At 68.8% G+C, this 17467-nt stretch carries 10 protein-coding genes; 5 read left to right on the top strand and 5 right to left on the bottom strand.

Annotation, left to right across the window (positions count from 1 at the left end):
• Positions 1-161 precede the first annotated feature (161 nt).
• The 4 genes from ACI78U_RS02310 to drmB are packed head-to-tail and all read left to right on the top strand — an operon-like array spanning position 162 to position 11530.
• Positions 162-4796, top strand: coding sequence for a DEAD/DEAH box helicase (locus tag ACI78U_RS02310; RefSeq protein ID WP_456873674.1), 4635 nt, complete (start codon positions 162-164; stop codon positions 4794-4796).
• Entirely contained in the window at positions 4793-6595 is a 1803-nt protein-coding gene (locus ACI78U_RS02305) for a UvrD-helicase domain-containing protein (protein WP_456873673.1), read from the top strand. The genes ACI78U_RS02310 and ACI78U_RS02305 overlap by 4 nt, the downstream gene beginning before the upstream one ends.
• A 7-nt stretch (positions 6596-6602) precedes the next feature.
• Positions 6603-9800 carry a helicase-related protein gene (locus ACI78U_RS02300; protein ID WP_456873672.1) on the top strand — a complete coding sequence of 1066 codons (3198 nt, stop codon included), beginning with the start codon at positions 6603-6605 and terminating at the stop codon, positions 9798-9800.
• On the top strand, positions 9797-11530 hold the full coding sequence (gene drmB / locus ACI78U_RS02295; protein ID WP_456873671.1) for a DrmB family protein: 1734 nt from the start codon (positions 9797-9799) through the stop codon (positions 11528-11530). Before ACI78U_RS02300 ends, drmB begins: the two co-directional genes overlap by 4 nt.
• Before the next feature lie 92 nt (positions 11531-11622).
• On the opposite strand, the gene ACI78U_RS02290 is transcribed toward drmB, so the two are convergent.
• The 5 genes from ACI78U_RS02290 to ACI78U_RS02270 all read right to left on the bottom strand — a co-directional run bounded on the left by ACI78U_RS02290 (position 11623) and on the right by ACI78U_RS02270 (position 16693).
• The gene (locus tag ACI78U_RS02290; protein WP_456873670.1) at positions 11623-12747 is read right to left on the bottom strand and encodes a DNA cytosine methyltransferase; all 1125 of its coding nucleotides are present in this window, start codon (positions 12745-12747) and stop codon (positions 11623-11625) included.
• 19 nt (positions 12748-12766) lie between these two features.
• Positions 12767-13180, bottom strand: a complete 414-nt coding sequence (locus ACI78U_RS02285; RefSeq protein WP_456873669.1) for a very short patch repair endonuclease — start codon at positions 13178-13180, stop codon at positions 12767-12769.
• 49 nt (positions 13181-13229) lie between these two features.
• On the bottom strand, positions 13230-14294 hold the full coding sequence (locus ACI78U_RS02280; RefSeq protein ID WP_456873668.1) for a DNA cytosine methyltransferase: 1065 nt from the start codon (positions 14292-14294) through the stop codon (positions 13230-13232).
• Entirely contained in the window at positions 14291-15451 is a 1161-nt protein-coding gene (locus ACI78U_RS02275; protein WP_456873667.1) for a DNA cytosine methyltransferase, read from the bottom strand. The genes ACI78U_RS02280 and ACI78U_RS02275 overlap by 4 nt, the downstream gene beginning before the upstream one ends.
• A 324-nt stretch (positions 15452-15775) precedes the next feature.
• A complete protein-coding gene (locus tag ACI78U_RS02270) occupies positions 15776-16693 on the bottom strand; it encodes a DUF3883 domain-containing protein (RefSeq protein WP_456873666.1) in 918 nt (305 codons plus the stop codon).
• Between the two features lie 622 nt (positions 16694-17315).
• On the opposite strand from ACI78U_RS02270, the gene ACI78U_RS02265 reads away from it, so the two are divergent.
• Positions 17316-17450: a hypothetical protein gene (locus ACI78U_RS02265; RefSeq protein ID WP_456873665.1), complete on the top strand. Its 135-nt coding sequence runs from the start codon at positions 17316-17318 to the stop codon at positions 17448-17450.
• Positions 17451-17467: the final 17 nt, after the last annotated feature.

Here is a 17467-nt window from a genome sequence, read left to right as displayed (position 1 = left end):
CCCACAACGATGAGGTTGCGTCTCGAAACGCTGGAGTCTGGGGTCGCCTCGCCTTACCGTCCGAACGGGGCCACGAACACTGAGTGGCCGGATCGCTCAGAGCTGTCGGACCACTGCCCTACCGTCCGCCGGCGTTGTCAACGGGGACGAGTGAGGCAGTCGTGAGCAGCGAACACTGGGCCGGCGCCGACGGCGAGGTCGGCCGGGCGGTCATCACCGAAGCGAGTCAGTGCCTGGCTGCGTACCGCGCCAAGCCCAACCTCGTCGAGCAGGACGCCGGCATCGAGATCTCGAACGTCGAGGGCGGGTACGGCCGCAAGCAGTTGCACGAGCTGCTCCAGAATGGCGCGGACGCCATGATCTCGAGCCCTGGGCGGATCTCGGTCGTCCTGACCGGCTCGGCCCTGTACTGCGCCAACCAGGGCCGGCCGCTCGCCGCCTCGGGGGTCGCGGCCCTCATGGCCTCCCACCTGTCGACGAAGCGCAGCGATCAGATCGGTCGTTTCGGACTCGGGTTCAAGTCCGTCCTCGGGCTCAGCGACACCCCGGAGATCTTCAGTCGGTCCGGCTCGCTGCGCTTCGACCGGGCGCAGGCGCGACGTCGCATCCTGGAGGTTGTCCCGTCGGCCAAGCGGACTCCGGTGCTCCGCTTGGCGGAGCCGATCGACACCGGGGCAGCCGCCGCCGGGGATCCGGTGCTCCGCGAGCTCATGGAGTGGGCCACCACGGTGGTGCGTCTGCCACTGAAGCCCGACGTCGACTGGCTGTCCGACGAGCTGCGCAAGTTCCCCGCCGAGTTCCTGCTCTTCACCCGACACGTGGTGCAGCTCGACCTCGACGACAGGGTCACGGGACAGCGGCGGGGGTGGACGGCCCGCCGTGAAGGATCACGCGTACAGCTCGAGGGCTCGAGCGGATCCGAGGGGTGGCGTGTCTTCCGGCGGGAACACCGTCCCTCGCCGGCGGCGCGTACGGATGCCGGTGAGATCGCCGGTCGGGACAGGATCGACGTGGTCTGGGCGGTGCCCGACAAGGGGCGTGCCCAGGCCGGACAGTTCTGGGCGTTCTTCCCGACGAACTCCCGCACGACGCTGTCGGGCGTGGTCAACGCGCCGTTCAAGACGACCGAGGACCGCCACGACATCCTCGACGGGCCCTACAACCGGGAGATCCTCGAGCAGGTCCTGCCCTGGATGGTCGCCGAGAACTTCGGTGACCTCGTCGAAGGCGGCGATCCCTGCAGCATCCTCGAGATCCTGCCCGCACGTGGCCGCGAGGCCCGGTCCTGGGCCGACGACGCCCTGAACGAGCCGGTCATGCGCGCGGTCGCCACCGCCCCCTGCATCCCCGACATGACCGGTGTGCCCCGTCGCGTCTCCGACGTGAACCTCAGCCCTCGTTTCCTCGCCGATCGCAGCCGCTGGTCCTCCATGTGGGCGAGCGTCGAGAACGGCCCGGTCGACTGGATCCACCCGTCCGTCGACAAGGGAACAGAGCGGCGGGCGAAGGCGACGCGGCTGTACGAGATGGCTCGGGTCGCAGAGTCGACGACCGAGCAGTGGCTGGAGGCCCTCGCACGGTCCGGGGAGCGGGGATCGATGGTCGCCGTGCAGCTCGCCGACCTGATCAACATGGGCGACGCCGACCAGCTGACCGCGGTACGCCGCGCGAAGGCGGTGCTGTGTGCCGACGGCCAGCTCGCGCCGCCCGTCACCGGCAAGTTGTTCATGCCGGACCTCGACGAGACACCGTCGGAGGCCGGGTTCGTCCACCCGGAGCTCGCTCGGGACCCCGAGACCGCGGCAGCCCTGAGCCGACTGGGGATCCGTCCGCTGGACGCCGTCGGCCGGCTGACGTCGCACATCGCGCGCATGGCCGACGGGCAGGTCAAGGGCCTCGATGTCGCCCGCTTGTGGACCCTCGTCCGGCAACTCCCCGTCGACGAGGCGGCGCGGGTCCTCGAGTCGGGGTTCGGGCCCGGACGCACGCCGGTCAGGACGATGGCCGCGAAGCCGGCCGCGATCGGTGAGTGCCTCCTGCCCGGCACCGTCGTCCCGGTGGATGGATCACGCGACGCCGACCACGCGGTGGACGTGCGGTTCCACGCCGCCGATCACCAGGTGCTCGCGAAGCTGGGAGCCGTCTCGGCGCCCCGGCTGGCCTCGCGTCCGGTGGACGAGCCTTGGTTCCGCGCCTGGCTCGAGGACGCCAGGTCGACGTTCGTGGCAGCAGCCGAAGCCCGGGGCTTCCGTGCGTCGCCGGCGTCGGTCCAGGTGCGCCCCGGCCCGATGGCGGTGCACCTGGACCTGCTCCCCCGTCTCTCCGCACCTGCTCGCATCGCCATGACGCGCGAGGTGGTGGCCCTCGCGACGCAGAGCTGGACCGCCTACTCCGAGAGCCGGGGCGGCATCGAGCCCCTCGCCGTCACCAACCCCGGCATCTGGTGGATACGTCGGCACGGCATGGTCGACACCCCGCTCGGTCCGTGTCCGGTGACGGACGCGGTCGCTCCGGTGGACGACGTCTCGTCGGACCTCCTGCCGGTTCCCGTGGGGATGAACGCCACGGGTCTGGCGGCACTCGATCTCCGGCGTTCCCTCGACGGTGACTGGTGGGCGCGCTTCCTCGCAGTGGCCCAGGACGCTCTCGGACTCCCGAAGGCGCATCGCCTCCTCGCCGCCGCCGCACGTGCTGGTTGTCCACGACCGCCGTCCCTGCGGGTCGAGCACGCCGCCGGGATCGGCAACGCGCCGTCGGCCGACGTGGTGGTCACCGACGATCCCGTCGCGTACTCGCTGCTGAAGGACTCCACCGACGTCGTGCTCGTCGACACGGACCGAGACGTCGAGGCGCTGCGCACCTTCTGGGAACTCGGTGACGCGCGAGCCATGCTCCGCAGGACGGTGCTCCCCGCCCCTTCGGGCGATCCCGTCCCCGTGGTCGACCGGTTCCCCGGGTTGCGGGTCACCGCACCGACGGTGCCGCCGTCGTACCAGTTGCTCCCCTGTCGGGAGCTCGCCATCGAGGTCGTCGCCGAGGACGGAGGCCCCCGATCGGTTACCGACCGGCGCCACGTCGTCGACGGCGAGACCTTCTACTTCAGGGACGACCTCACGCCCGACGAGCTGCTCTCCGCTGTCAACGCCGAGTACCGCCTGGGACTGGACGAGCGCGGACTCCAGCAGACCCTGGAGATCGGGCGGCGGAAGGAGACCAGTACGGTCGCCCGCAGCGTCCGCTCCGCAAGGTCCGTCGAGGAGAAGCTGCTCGCCCTCGCCGGCGAGGAGGAACTCCGGAAGCTGGTCCCGGCGCAGGCGATCGACGTCGCGCAGGCGCGGCGAGGTCGCCGTCTGAACGCGACGGAGATCGCGAAGATGGCCACGACGTCGGCCGGCACGCAGATCCTGCGCAAGTTGGGACCCGCGATCGAGGCCCGCGGACTGACCGTCCCGAGTCGCCTCAACGGGGGCGCGGTGGCCTCCACGTTCACGAAGGAGCTGGGACTGCCGGCCGAGTTCGCCGGGACGCAGGAGGACCGGCGACCTGCGTCCGAGACGATCCACGGGCCCGTGCGGTTGCCGAAGCTGCACGACTACCAGGCGGAGAGCATCCGGCGCGTCCGTCGACTCCTGCGTGGCGAGGGCCCGTCTCGCGGACTCGTCGCCCTACCCACCGGATCCGGGAAGACGCGGGTGGCCGTCGAGGCGGTGATCGACCACCTGCGGGAGGAAGCCCCGACGGCGCTGGTGGTGTGGATCGCGCAGAGCTACGAGCTGTGCGAGCAGGCCGTCGAGACGTGGTCCTACGTCTGGCGGGCGGTCGGCGCGCACGAGACCGAGCTGACGATCAACCGTCTCTGGGGGTCCAACGACGCGTCCCGTGCCGACAAGGGCGCCCAGGTCGTGGTCGCCACCGACGACAAGCTCCTGTCGGTGTCGACGCAGGGGCGTCACGACTGGCTCAAGGACGCCTCGATCGTGGTCGTCGACGAGGCGCACACGTCGATCTCCAAGACGTACACCGCCCTCTTCAACTGGCTCGGGCGTGGCACCCGCCAGCGGGAGCGGCCGGTCCTCGGGCTCTCCGCGACTCCGTACCGGAACAAGAACGAGGAGCAGACGCAGCAGCTCGTCAACCGCTACGACAAGAACCTGCTGACGGACGGACTGTTCGGTGAAGCGCACCCGCACACCTACCTGCAGGAGTTGGGCATCCTGGCCCGGGTCCGCCACGAGGTCCTGGACGGCATCGAGCTGACTCCGCTCAGGGTCCCCGGCGATCACATGGACAACGACGGCTTCGCCCTGCTCGAGTCCCGGATCGACATGCGCCAGGTCGCCATGGACGAACAGCGCAACTCCCGGATCCTGGACTCCCTGCTCGGTCTTGATCCTGACGTCACCGCGCTCGTGTTCGCCGCGTCCGTGCAGCACGCCGAGATGCTGGCTGCGGTCCTGGACAACGAAGGAGTGCCGGCGGCGTCGGTCTCCGCGTTCACCCCGGTTGCGGAGCGACGTTCGCGTGTACGCCAGTTCCAGTCCGGCGAGATCAGGGTGCTGACGAACTACAACGTGCTGTCGCAGGGGTTCGACGCCCCTCGGGTGGGGGCCGTCTACGTCGCTCGCCCCACCTTCAGCCCGAACCGGTACCAGCAGATGATCGGTCGGGGTCTGCGCGGGCCACGCAACGGTGGTTCTGAAGAGGTCCTGATCGTGAACGTCCAGGACAACATCGACGCCTTCGGCGAACAGCTCGCCTTCCACCACTTCGACAAGATGTGGCGGCAGACGTCGTGACCGTCGACCTCGACGACAGCCAGCTCGCGGTCGTCGAAGCCGACCCTGACGAACGACTGCTCGTGATCGCAGGCGCAGGACGCGGCAAGACCGAGGTCGTGGCGGCCCGCATCGACGCGCTGGTGGCCGATCACGGCCTGCAGCCCGTCGACGAGGTCCTCGTCCTCACGTTCTCCCGGGCGGCCGTCGCGGCGGCCGACCGCCGTGTCCGGGCGAAGACCGGCGCAGCGGTCGGGATCAGCACGTTCGACTCCTTCGCGAGTCAGCTGCTGGTCGAGGCCGGCGAGGACCCCTCGGAGATCCGGGGATTCGACGCCCGTATCCGCGCGGCCACGGACGTCCTCCGGCGGATCTCCCTGCCCCAGACCGACATGCTGCGTCACCTGCTGCTCGACGAGGTCCAGGACCTCGTCGGCGACCGAGCGGAGTTCGCCGCAGCCGTATTGGGGCGCCTGGATCCGGAGTGTGGCTTCACGGCCCTGGGCGATCCGCTGCAGGCGATCTACGACTGGCAGCTCGACAACTCGAAGACACAGACGACGTCGCACGACCTCATGACACGGCTCGCGGAGGACTTCGGCGCCCGCAAGGTCGAGCTCGAGGTGGACTACCGCGCACGAGGACGCGACCCCCGGGCCATCGTCGATCTCGGGAACCTCCTGCGTGCCGTCCCTGCTGAGGACCCGGCTCCCGAGGACCTCCTGATGGACTTCGTCGACGACCTGATCGACGTGGGCCCCGTGGAGAACGTGACCAACCTGGTCGACCGGCCTCCCGCGACCACCGCGGTGCTCTGCCGGGCCAACGGCGACGCGCTCGCCGTCGCTCGAGCGCTCCGCGAGCACTCGGTACGGCACGTGCTTCGCCGCCCCCTGGAGGACGTCGGCGCCGCCGCCTGGATCGCCCGGGCCTTGGGCGACGTCGACAACTCGGTCCTGGACCGCGACGAGGTGTTCGAACGGCTGGCATGCGCTGCGATCGAGATCGACCACGACGACGCCTGGGTGGCACTCAAGACGGCAGAACGCGACGGGCACAACCGCACTCAGCTCCGACTCAGTGGACTACGGCGAGCCCTGCGGAACCAGGCACTGCCGCAGGAGCTCGTCACCCGTGACGAAGCGGCTGTCGTGGTGTCGACGATCCACCGTGCCAAGGGGCTCGAGTTCGACCGGGTCTTCGTCGTCGATCCGTCGTACAGGCACGACGACGAGGACACGTGGGCGGAGGTACGAACCCAGTTCGTGGCCTTGTCCCGTGCCCGGGACGAGCTGCTCCGCTGCCAGGCTCCCTCGTCGGCGCGGCGGATCTCCCACCACTGGTCCGGGCGGTGGGCGGCGTACACGCTCAGGAGGAACGGCCGGTGGCCTTGGGCCATGGAGGTCACCTCGAGAGACGTCGACGTGATCCGGCCCGCCACGGACGAGTCGAGGAGCGGCGTCAAGGGTCAGGCCCGCCTGGCCGACCCCCACCTGCCGGGGGCGGAGGTGGACGGAGTCCTCGAGAAGGGGACGCCGGTGGAGTGTCCGCGCTACGAACTGCGGCTGAAGGCCGACGGCACGGTCATCGGACGGACGTCCGAGCAGTTCGGGACCGACCTGGTCAGGGTCTTCGGCCGCCGACGGCACGGGCAGGACTGGCCCCGCCACATCCGCGACATGGCCGTGACGTCGGTGGAGACGGTGGCGGGCGAACCGGACCTCTCACGCGCCGCAGGCCTCCCTGGCAGTGGCCTGTGGTTGGTCCCTCGACTCACAGGACTCGCCCGCCCCGCGTGGCGAGACGAGGAACAGGAGTGATCGCTGCATGAGTTCCCTGGCGGACAAGTACGCCTTCCGCGACAAGATGGTGAGCCGGCTCCACGACGACCTCATCGGCCCGGGCGGCGGTGAGGACGAGGTCCTCACCGAGTCGCCGCTGGACCGGTACATCGCCGGGGTCCTGTGGCCGCAGGACAGCGGCGCGCAGGAGGAGGTACCGGACGACACCGTCGACGGCGGCAGCGAGGACGCCGGTCAGTCGGCGGACACCCCGGTCTCCCAGGCGCGCATGCGCTATCCGTCGTCGGCCGGCATCACCTTCACCGTCGACGCCCGCGAGACGGATCAGGTCACGCTCACGGCGGGGGCGGCTCGGTACCTTCCCCAGGAGCCGCAGGACACCGAGCCCACGGAGGGCCAACGCTCGCGCGCTCGCCGCAAGCAGCAGGACCGCTGGATCCGGTCCGTGCCCGACCTGCCCACCGTCACCCTGTCCCTCGGGGAGGCCAAGCCCCTCCGCCATCCGCTGACGGAAGGGCTCGAGCTGTACACCCTCGTTCGTCCTCCGGCGGACGGACTGGTGACCGTGACGGCCGCTCTCGTCAACGTGCGGGAGGCGGCATCGGGCCCGAAGGACTCGTTCAGCTGGTTCCAGGTGTCGGTGCAGGCGACGACCGCGACGCCGGCCATCGTCGACCGCAGCTCGGCCTCGTCCGTGGGCCTCGACGAGGACCTCGACACCGGAGCCCTCCTCTACCGGAGGGCGTACACGTTCGCCTCCGGTCACGGTTGCGCCGCCGCGTGGGACGACCCAGGAGGCGACTCGTGGACGAGCGCGGTCCGTACCACCTTCCTCCCGCAGCACGAACTCCTCCGCGCCAAGCCGCGCGAGGTCCCCGCGGCGGATCTGCGCATGTCCTTCCTGAAGAGCGCCGACGACGCCTCGGTCCTGGCGAGCCTCCGCTCGATCGTGTCGGACTACCGAGCCTGGATCGTCGAGAAGGAGCAGGAGATCCGCACCGCGGAGTCCGGTGTCGACGAGACACTCCGGCCAGTGGCGGAACGGCACGTCGAGCAGGCACGGATCGCAGCGGGCCGCATCGAGGCCGGCATCGACCACCTGGCCGACACGCCCGCCGCGATGCGCTCCTTCCGCTTCATGAACGAGGCGATGCAAGTACAGCGCGCCCGTCAGGACTGGATCCGGGACGGGGCGAAGGGCGAGCCAGAGGAGGGTGTCGACCAGGTCTGGCGCCCCTTCCAGCTGGCCTTCATCCTCCTGAACCTGCCCGGCCTCGACGACCCTGAGCACGACGACCGCGCGATCCTGGACCTGCTCTGGTTTCCCACCGGAGGCGGCAAGACCGAGGCGTACCTAGGACTGATCGCGTACACCGTCGTCCGTCGGCGGCTGGCCGACGAGGCGGCGAGCGGCGTCGCGGTCATCATGCGGTACACGCTCCGCCTCCTGACCATCCAGCAGTTCGAGCGCGCCTCCATGCTGCTCTGCTCGCTCGAGTCCCTGCGTCGGAGGACGCCGGAACTGGGGAGCCGGCCGTTCTCCATCGGGCTCTGGGTCGGCAGCGACGCCACCCCCAACGACCTCGACGAGGCGCGCCGGAGCCTGGGCAAGCTCCGGCGCGGGCACGACGTCGAGAAGGGCAACCCGATGCAGCTGCTCCAGTGCCCGTGGTGCGGCAGCACCCTCGGGCCGGACGAGTACGCGGTGGCGGACAGACCCGACCGGCACCTGCGCATCGCGTGCGGGATGCGGGGGTGCGACTTCGCGAACGGCCTACCCGTGCACGTGGTGGACGAGGACGTCTACCGTGAACGCCCCGAGCTCCTCATCGGCACGGTCGACAAATTCGCGCGGATGGCGTGGTCCGGCAAGGTTGGAGCCCTGTTCGGTCGCGACGGCGGGTACCGGCCGACGCTGATCATCCAGGACGAACTGCACCTGATCTCCGGACCGCTCGGATCGATGGTCGGGCTGTACGAGACGGCCGTCGAGGCCGCCTGCGCGGCGGACTTCCTCGACCCCACCCTCCCGTTCCGTGGTCGTCCGAAGGTGATCGCCTCCACCGCGACGATCCGTCGGGCCGGCGAACAGGTGACCGCGGTCTTCAACCGGACCGCGGCCCAGTTCCCACCGCCGGGACTGAACCCGGATCACTCCTTCTTCGCCGAGCCGGCCACCTCGGACGAGCTCGGCTCGCGGAAGTACGTCGGGGTCATGGCACCGGGCACGAGCCACCAGTCCCTCATGATCCGCGTCTACGCCTCGCTGCTGCAGAGTGCGCAGGACCTGCCGGCGGACGAGGCCACTCGGGATCCGTACTGGACGCTGCTCGGCTACTTCGGGAGCCTCCGTGTCCTCGGTTCCGCACATCTCCAGGTGCAGGACGACGTCCGGACACGCCTCGGGTTCCTGGCCGGCCAGTTCGGGACCGAGCCGCGTCGGGTGCGCCAACTGTCCGAACTGACCAGCAGGGTGGGCCCCCGCGAGATCCCGGAGCGGTTGAAGCACCTGGAGGTCCCCCGTCCCGACGCCGGGGCCGATGACGTCGTCCTCGCCACCAACATGATCTCGGTGGGGCTGGACGTGGACCGGCTCGGACTGATGGCCGTGATGGGCCAGCCCCAGTCCAGCGCCGAGTACATCCAGGCGACGAGTCGGGTGGGACGCAAGCACCCCGGCCTGGTCGTCACCATGTTCAACGCGGCGAGGTCGAGAGACCGGTCCCACTTCGAGGACTTCACGCCCTTCCACCAGTCGATCTACCGGTCCGTCGAGGCGACCAGTGCCACCCCGTTCGCGGCCCGCGCACGGGACCGCGGACTGCACGGGGTCCTCACCGCGGTCGTCCGGTTGCTGTTCAACGACCTGGCGCCCAACAACGGGGCCGGCCTCGTCGACGGTCAGGAGGCGAAGCTCGAGCGGGCCGCAGCGATCATCGCCGACCGAGCGCACGCCTGTTCGAACGACGGACCCGAGACCGAGCACCAGCTCGCCGGTCTCGTACAGGCCTGGTTGGACGCGGCCAGAGCGAAGCCGGGCCTGACGTACATGAACAAGAACAACTGGGAAGCAGCTCTGCTCGTCGACCCGGCCGACATGCTGGTCAATCCGGACATCCCGGACTTCGAGCAGGGGCAGGTGCCCTGGCCGACGTTGCAGAGTCTCCGCGACGTCGACGCGGAGAGCACCCTCTTCCAGGTCGCGCACGGGAGGCAGCGATGAGCTCGAAGCCGAAGACACGTCGGAGCCAGTTGATCTCGACCTTTGGCGTCGGCGGTCTCTTCCCGTCGGAGAACACCAGTTACATGATCGCGGGGCTCCAGGACTGGGACCCGGAGAAGGCGGAACCGGCGAGCGAGCCCCGCTTGGCCCGTTCCCTCGGTGTCAGCGCCTTGAAGATGCCGCCGGCCGGGGGGCATCGGGACGTACCCGTCATCCGGTTCCCGAGGACACAGATCTGCCCCGACTGCCGACGGATCGGCAACCTGACCGACTTCCAGTCCCCCTGGAACCAGGCGGTCTGCAACCTGTGCAAGCCGTCCGCGCCCCTCTCCCCGTCCCGGTTGATCGTCGCGTGTCCCAAGGGGCACATCGGCGAGTTCCCGTACTTCGCGTGGGTCCACTCCGGTTCGGGGCAGCGCGCGGACGGGCAGCACCGGCTGACCCTGCGGAGCAAGGGCCGCACGTCCTCGCTCGCCGACCTGGTCGTCGAGTGCAGCTGCGGGGTCCCACCTGTCGGGCTGGACGGGTCCTTCGACCAGGGGGCCTTGGCCGGTGTGACGCGCTGCCGCGGTGAGCGTCCGTGGATGGGCGCGGGGGCAGCGGAGGACTGCACCGAGGTACCTCGAACGCTGCAGCGTGGCGCCTCGAACGTCTGGTTCCCCGCCGTGCGGTCCGCCATCTCGATCCCGCCCTTCTCGGAGGCGCTGGCCCGCTTCGTGGACCGCGAGTGGGGGATGCTCAAGAACCCGCAGGCGCTCACGACCGCGTGGTTGATCGAGGGTCTTGTCATGAAGAGCAACGGACGGTTCACCGCGGAGGAGATCGTCCGCGAGGCCCGTCGTCGCCACGAGGAGGACACCGAGGAGGCGGTGACGGAGACCTCGCTCCGTCGCGACGAGTACCGCGCGCTCCTCGACGGACGGGTCGAAGACCACGACGGCTCGGACTTCGTGTGCCTCGTCCGTCCTGTTCCCGACGAGCTCGCCGAGCACGTACTCGCGGTCCGCAAGGTGACCCGTCTGCGGGAGGTGCGCGCGCTGTACGGCTTCTCCCGCCTGTCCGCGGCGTCCGATCCTTCCGACCCGCGGTTGTGTTCGCTGAGCCCGGAGAAGCTCAACTGGCTGCCCGCCATCCAGGTCATCGGTGAGGGCGTGTTCCTTCAGCTTCGACCGGACGATGTGAAGGGCTGGGCTTCCAGCCCCTTCGCCCAGCGCCGGCGAAAGTTGCTGCAGGCCGCTGCGGACAGGACGGCTCGAGCGGCGCGTCTGCCTGTAGCCCGCCAGATCGACATCGCCCAGGTCATGGTCCACACGTTCGCGCACGTGCTCATCGACCAGCTGGCCCTGGACGCCGGCTACCCCGCCGCTTCGATCCGGGAGCGCCTGTTTGTCGACGAGGCCATGGCTGGGGTGCTCCTCTACACCGCCACGTCGGACTCCGCGGGAAGTCTCGGCGGACTGGCCGCCCAGGCCGAGTCGGACAAGCTCGGCAGCGTGGTGCTCGAGGGGCTGCACCGCCTGCGGTGGTGCTCCTCCGATCCCGTCTGCATCGAGTCGACGGGCACCGGCACAGACGGGTTGAACCTCGCGGCGTGTCACGCCTGCGTCCTCGTACCCGAGACGTCCTGCGAGGAGCAGAACGTCCTGCTCGACCGCGGGCTGCTGTTCGGCACGCCCGAGGACCCTGAGGGGGGTTTCTTCAGCGATCTTCGCTCGGCCGTGCGTCTGTAGCCGCTTTCACCGGAGCAAGGTGCTCTCGTTCCGGGGCTCCTCGTCCTAGAGAGGCGTCCCCGGGGGTCTCTCCAGGACGAGAACGCGGATTTCTATCCCTCATGCTGGCTTAGTCGCGGCGCCACCGTCTCGGCAACGGCGCGGGCCAGCGGTGGTGGAACGGCGTTGCCGATCTGCCGGGCGATCTCCGCCTTGGTGCCACACCAGCCGTGGCGGTCGTCGAAGCCCTGGACGACCGCCGCCTCCGCGTGGGTGAGCGCCCGATTGACCTGCTCGCCGCCGTTCTCCCACTGCGGGTGCAGGAAGCGCCCCTTCTCGGGCCGGAAGAACTCGGTGCGGATCGTCACCGCGGGCTCGTCCCAGCGCAGCCGGCCGAGGACGTCGCCCGCTCCTCGGGTGTGCCGCCGCCAGCAGGGGTACTGGAATTCCTCGGGCAAATCGAATCGCCCCTGGCCTGGCGCGATGTGCGCGTAGCGGATCTCGGAAATCAAGGCGTGGTTCTGCGTGACGTGCAGGTCCCGGAGCTTGAAGGTCCCCGGGACCTCGTGTCCCTGGAACGGGACGCTGCTCTCGGGAAGCCATGTCTCGCGGACGCGGGGCTGCAGGACGACCGGCCCCTCGAGAAACGCCTCCCTCAGGCTGATCCACCGTCCTAGGTCCCCGACCGGCGTCTTCGCGTGCGTCTGCTGCGGTCCGTTGACCGGACCGATCCGCGAGCCGACGACGATGGTGCGGATGCGCCTCTGTGGGGTGCCGTAGTCCGCGGCGTTGAGTCGGAAAACCTGGGTGTTGAAGTCGGCGAGCTCACCGTCCTCACTCGCGGCCTGCCGGAGCAGCTGGAACTCCGGGGTCTTGGCGAACCGGTCGACGTTCTCGAAGACGAACATCCGCGCGTCGGACTCACGGACGACCCTCACGAACTCGCGCCACAGCTGGTTGCGCACGTCCGTGGGGTCGCGTTTGCCGAGGGCGGAGAAGCCCTGACACGGGGGCCCGCCGATGACGAGGTCGACGCGCGGGACGTCGGTGTATCCGACGATGTCCCCGGCGTGGGTGTGCTCCCCCGTCGGGTCGAAGTTGGCTGCGTAGGTGGCGGCCGCCGCCCGGTCGATCTCCACAGCACCAACACTCGTGAAGCTCCCCTGGTCGAGGAACCCCCGGGTCATCCCCCCGCAGCCGGCGAACAAGTCGAGCAACGTGAAGCCATCCCCCCGCACCGCCTCACGCTAGCCGGCGTTACCGACAGTCATGCCCGCCGACTCGCCGTGCCCCCTTGTCACGCTGCCTCCCCAGCACTTCGAGCACCCGCTCGAGGGCCTCCTCGGGTGACTCGTGCTCCCACACCTCCACGACCGTCCAGCCGAGGTCCTCGAGATGATGACGGGTCTCCTCGTCCCGGAGCCTGTTCTTCTCGATCTTCTGCCGCCACCAGGCGGCGTTCGAGGACGGCCAGGTGGCATGGACCGGGCAGCCGTGCCAGAAGCAGCCGTGGACGTTGACCGCGACGTGCGCCTTGGTGAAGGCGATGTCGAGCTTGCGCCTCGGCATGCCCGGTACCGGCCAGCCGACCCGGTAGCGCTTGCCGCTGCTGTGCAGGAGTCGTCGCAGCGCCAACTCGGGAGCCGTGTCGGCGCGCGCCTGCCTGCTCATCCGGGCAGCCACTCCCGGAGAGCTGGGCGGGGGTCGTGTGGGAAGGTCCTCAGTCACTGCCCCGAGACTCAAGTACCGAGTACAGGTGCTCCGCAACGGCCCTCGCCAGTAGTGGCGGCATCGCAGTGCCGATCTGCCTGGCGATGTCCTGGCGGTCTCCTGTGAACTGGAAGTCGTCCGGGAAGGACTGCAGGCGGGCGGCCTCACGATGAGTGATGGGGCGATGCGCGATCGGGTGGAGGAATCGCCCCTTCTCGGGGTCGGTGAAGCGCTTGGTGATCTTCGTGCTCGGTCGGTTCCAATAGAGGCGACCCAAGACATCCTCGCGCCCGGTCGGGCTCTCGAGCCACGCCCGAGGCGTGAGGTCAGGGCGCGTGTAAGCGAGATCGAACCGGTTCCCACCCTGCGGGATGACCTTATAGCGCTCAAGGTCGATCAGCCGCAGCGAGGTCGTAAAATGGAGGTCCTGCCACCCGTCGGAACCAAGGCTCAGATCGGATTTTGCAGGATTTTGGGGCAGCCCTTCGAAAGCATCAGCAACCGTGACAAGCGGCCTGACCTGAGGCGATCGCTTGCCATGGGTCGCAGGGGGCGGCCAGGGCACCTCGGACATGCCGCGGACTGCTATGAGCACGCCATGCTGGCGGAACTGCGGGACCCCGTAACGGGCTGCCTCGAGGACGCCTAGTGCAATCCCGTAATCACGCAGCACGGCATCTCTCCCCATGGCAACCATGAGCGGCATCAACCGGCCGGACTTGAAGAAGCGCGACGACCCCTCCAGCACAAAGGCAACTGGCCGTGTGCGACGTGCCACTGCGAGGCATTGCTCCCATGGCTCGCCGAACATGCATCGCAATTCCCTGTCAGCGCCGGCCGACGAGGTGGACCTCTTTGGTTGCGAGACCCTCCCGAGGAGGACATCGGTCCCCTCGAAATGCTCGAGGAGACCGACCGACCCATCCGTCACTTGGCAGCCGAAGGCATTCCTGTAGGTCAGCGCAGCGACGGTGTCGCGCTCCGCGGCCTGAACCGGGTGAAAACCCAGGCCTGCTTGGACGAAGCCGAGTGTCATACCCCCGGCGCCGGCGAAGAGGTCGAGCAGCCGGATCACGCGACTGCTACCGCCTCACCCTCCACCATCGCCTCACTCTCGTCGCGGACCGACAGCTGAGCTTCCTCGCGTGGTGTGACGGCAAGCCCGAGAAGGTGGTGCAGATGCTCCGCGAGCGCCTTACCGAGCAACGGCGGTACGGCATTGCCGATCTGACGAGCGATCTCGCTGCGGTTCCCCTCAAAGGCGAATGTGTCTGGAAAGGACTGCAGACGGGCCGCTTCGCGGTGAGTGATGGGCCGGTGGGCAGTCGGATGGAGAAAGCGCCCCTTCTCCGGCTTGAAGAACTCCGTCCGGATGGTCCCACTCGGACGATTCCACCAGAGCCGCCCCATGCCGTCAGTCGTACCCGTCGGCTTCCTCAGCCAGCAGGGCGGCGTGATGTCAGGCCGCTTTCTCGCCAGGTCGAATCGGTTACCACCCTCAGGGATGGCCTTGTAGCGCTCTATAGACGTGGGGCGGACCCTCAACCGGCCGAAGTGAAGGTCCTGACGCGTTCGCCCTTCGTCCCAGGTGACGTCCGAGCAGGTGGGCTCGGTCGGCAGGTCCTCGAAGGCCTTCTCGACCGTCATATACGGCTCGAGCATCGACCCCTCGGGTCCGTGCGTCGGTGCCGGCGGGAATGGCACCTCGTCGAGGCCCCGGACGGCCATGAAGACCCACCGCTTGCGCACCTGCGGAGCCCCGTAGTCAGCTGCGTTGACCACACCATCGTTGAAGGCGTACTCACTCAACACCGGGTCCGTCTTCATGAGCTCAGTGAGGCGGACGTACTGCGCCGACTTCTTGAACTGTGGGACGTTTTCGATGATAAACGCCCGAGGCTGGACCTCTCTCACGGCCCTGAGATACTCACGCCAGAGCTCGTTGAGTGCCGCACGGGACTCCTCGTCACGGTCCCGCCCGAGTGGAGAGAAACCTTGGCAGGGCGGACCGCCGATGATGACGTCAGCATCCTTAAATCTAGCGAGGTGCTCGATTCGGCCGACGTGCACCTGGCACTTGAAGTGCTTTTCGAAGCTCGCCGCGGCGGCCTTGTCCATCTCCACCGCCTGCACCGGCTTGAAGCCGCGCCCAGCGAGCTCGAACCCGAGGCTCAGTCCCCCGGCACCCGAAAACAGGTCGAGCGTGCGGATCTCGTCTTGCGTCTGGCTCACGCGGCTCCCTCCGTGCAACGGCCTGCAGCCTAGGTTGCCTCCTAGCAGTGACAACCCCGACCCGCCGGCACCTGAGAGGCTCGTCCATCACAACGAGGCGAGCGGTCCGCTGCGCCCTCGCTGCGTCCAGGCCGACCTCACCTGACAACGGTTCGGCAGCACGTAGCCACTTGAACGAAGCAGGATGAGCCGCCGACCTCCACGACGGCCTTCCTCAGGCAAGTCGCGTAGCACCTCGGCGCGAGGTGACCCCGGGAGGTCCATGCACACGGCAAGGCACGCGCGGTCGTGCGGGTTCCAGGCCTCAGGTGTTCAGTCGCCCACTCAGCCGTCCAAGGAATAGCTGTAACCGGTCGGTGACAACCGATCGACGTCCAGCGACCACGGGTCGAGCAGCATGGGGACGCCGCCTGAAGCCGATACAGGCTGACCGGGCTCTGATACCAGCCGGATGTCACTGACCACATACAGCGCTGCATTCGAAGGATTGGCCACCGCGAGCGCGACTTCGTTCGGGGTCAGCAGGACATGGTCGCCGGCTGTCGTGGTCCCCTTGACCTCCACGTGGCGCACCTCGCCGTCACGCCGGCAGTGAAGGTCGTAGCTCCTGTTCGCGGAGACGTCCTCCACTTCCCACCCTTGGGACTCGTAGTGCTGCGTAGCCCGCCTCATGGCCAACTGCTCAACGGCGATCCGGACAGCAGTATCGACCATGAGTCCCTGCCCACCGTGGCGCGTCGCACCGTTCTGCTCACGGGCGTTCGCGGTTGCCAACGCCAGCTCGAGTCGGTGCGCGTCGCGGTCCTTGGCGACGAAGCCCGGGATCCGGAAGCTCAACCGGACCCGTTTGCGCTCGTTCCCTTGAGACGTCGGCTTGGCCGCCGGCGAGCGGCCGATGGGCCCTTGGGCCCGGGTAATCGTCCGACGCAGCGCATCCATGTCCGGCTCCGAGCGCAGGGTTACGGGATAGGCCCTTCCCTGCAGCCGCAGGCGGCGCTCCTCGGGAGGAAGTGAGGCCACCACTTTCGAGTCGACGACGGCGTCCGTCAGGACGGCGTCGAGCGTGCGGAGTCGTCCCAGCAGGACCTCAAGCGCGAGCGGATAGTCCCTGTTCCGTGCGACACCACCGGCGCGCCCCGCCCCGCCCGCGCTGTGCAGGATCAGGTCGAGCCACGGATCCCGAGCTTCCACTTCGAACGTGGCGACAAGCAGCCGTCCGTCATCGTCCTGCGGTTGCCTCATGCTCCTCCGCTCGACCTCTCACCCGTCACGGCGACGAGAGAACGCATCGTCGCACCGTCCTCGCGAGCAGCGCTGAGCGCTCGAGGACAGGCGCACCCACCACCGCTGAGCCTCACCCCTTCGTGTCATCGAGGTCCCTTCCTGACTCGGTGGTCTTGCCGTCAGCTCACCACACCGCTACAAGTACACATGTACCGCTGATACGCCTGTAGAGCTTGGCGGAACAGTCTCAAGTCGCTCCGAGTCCTTGGAGAGTTTCTTGACCGGCTCGCCTGACACTGTGCGGGGTCTACCTCGTCCTGTCCTTCAGATCGCCGTCGATGTCACGGGTTGGCCCGAGCATCTACGACAGCGACTCCTGGCCCTGGTCGCAGAGCTTCAGGACGAAGCCGGACGGCCGGTTCCGGAGGACGTCGAGCCGTCGGGTTGGACACGCGAACTGCTTGAGCAGGCACTGGACGCCCTGACGTCCGCCGGCGCAGCGGCTCAGGCCAAGGCCATCCGGCGGGCCGCGGAGAACGGCGGAACGGTGTCGAGGGGGGAGGTCTACGAGCTGGGGCGCTATTCGCCCAAGCGGAAGCTCCGCGGGTTCACGCGCCCCACGACTCGCATCGCTCAGAAGATGCGCGACTGCGGCGACCTGCCGGAGGACGCAGACGAACTGCTCGTCACCCAGTACGACCCCGACGTCAAGGGCTACCAGCCGACCACCGGGTTCTCCGTCCCACCCGAGGTGGTCAAGCTGCTACGCGACTGAGGCGCCTCCACAACCGT

This window comes from Geodermatophilus sp. SYSU D00710 (genome assembly GCF_054050195.1).
The sequence above is the reverse complement of the archived record's forward strand: the minus strand, read 5'-3'. Positions and strand labels throughout refer to the sequence as shown.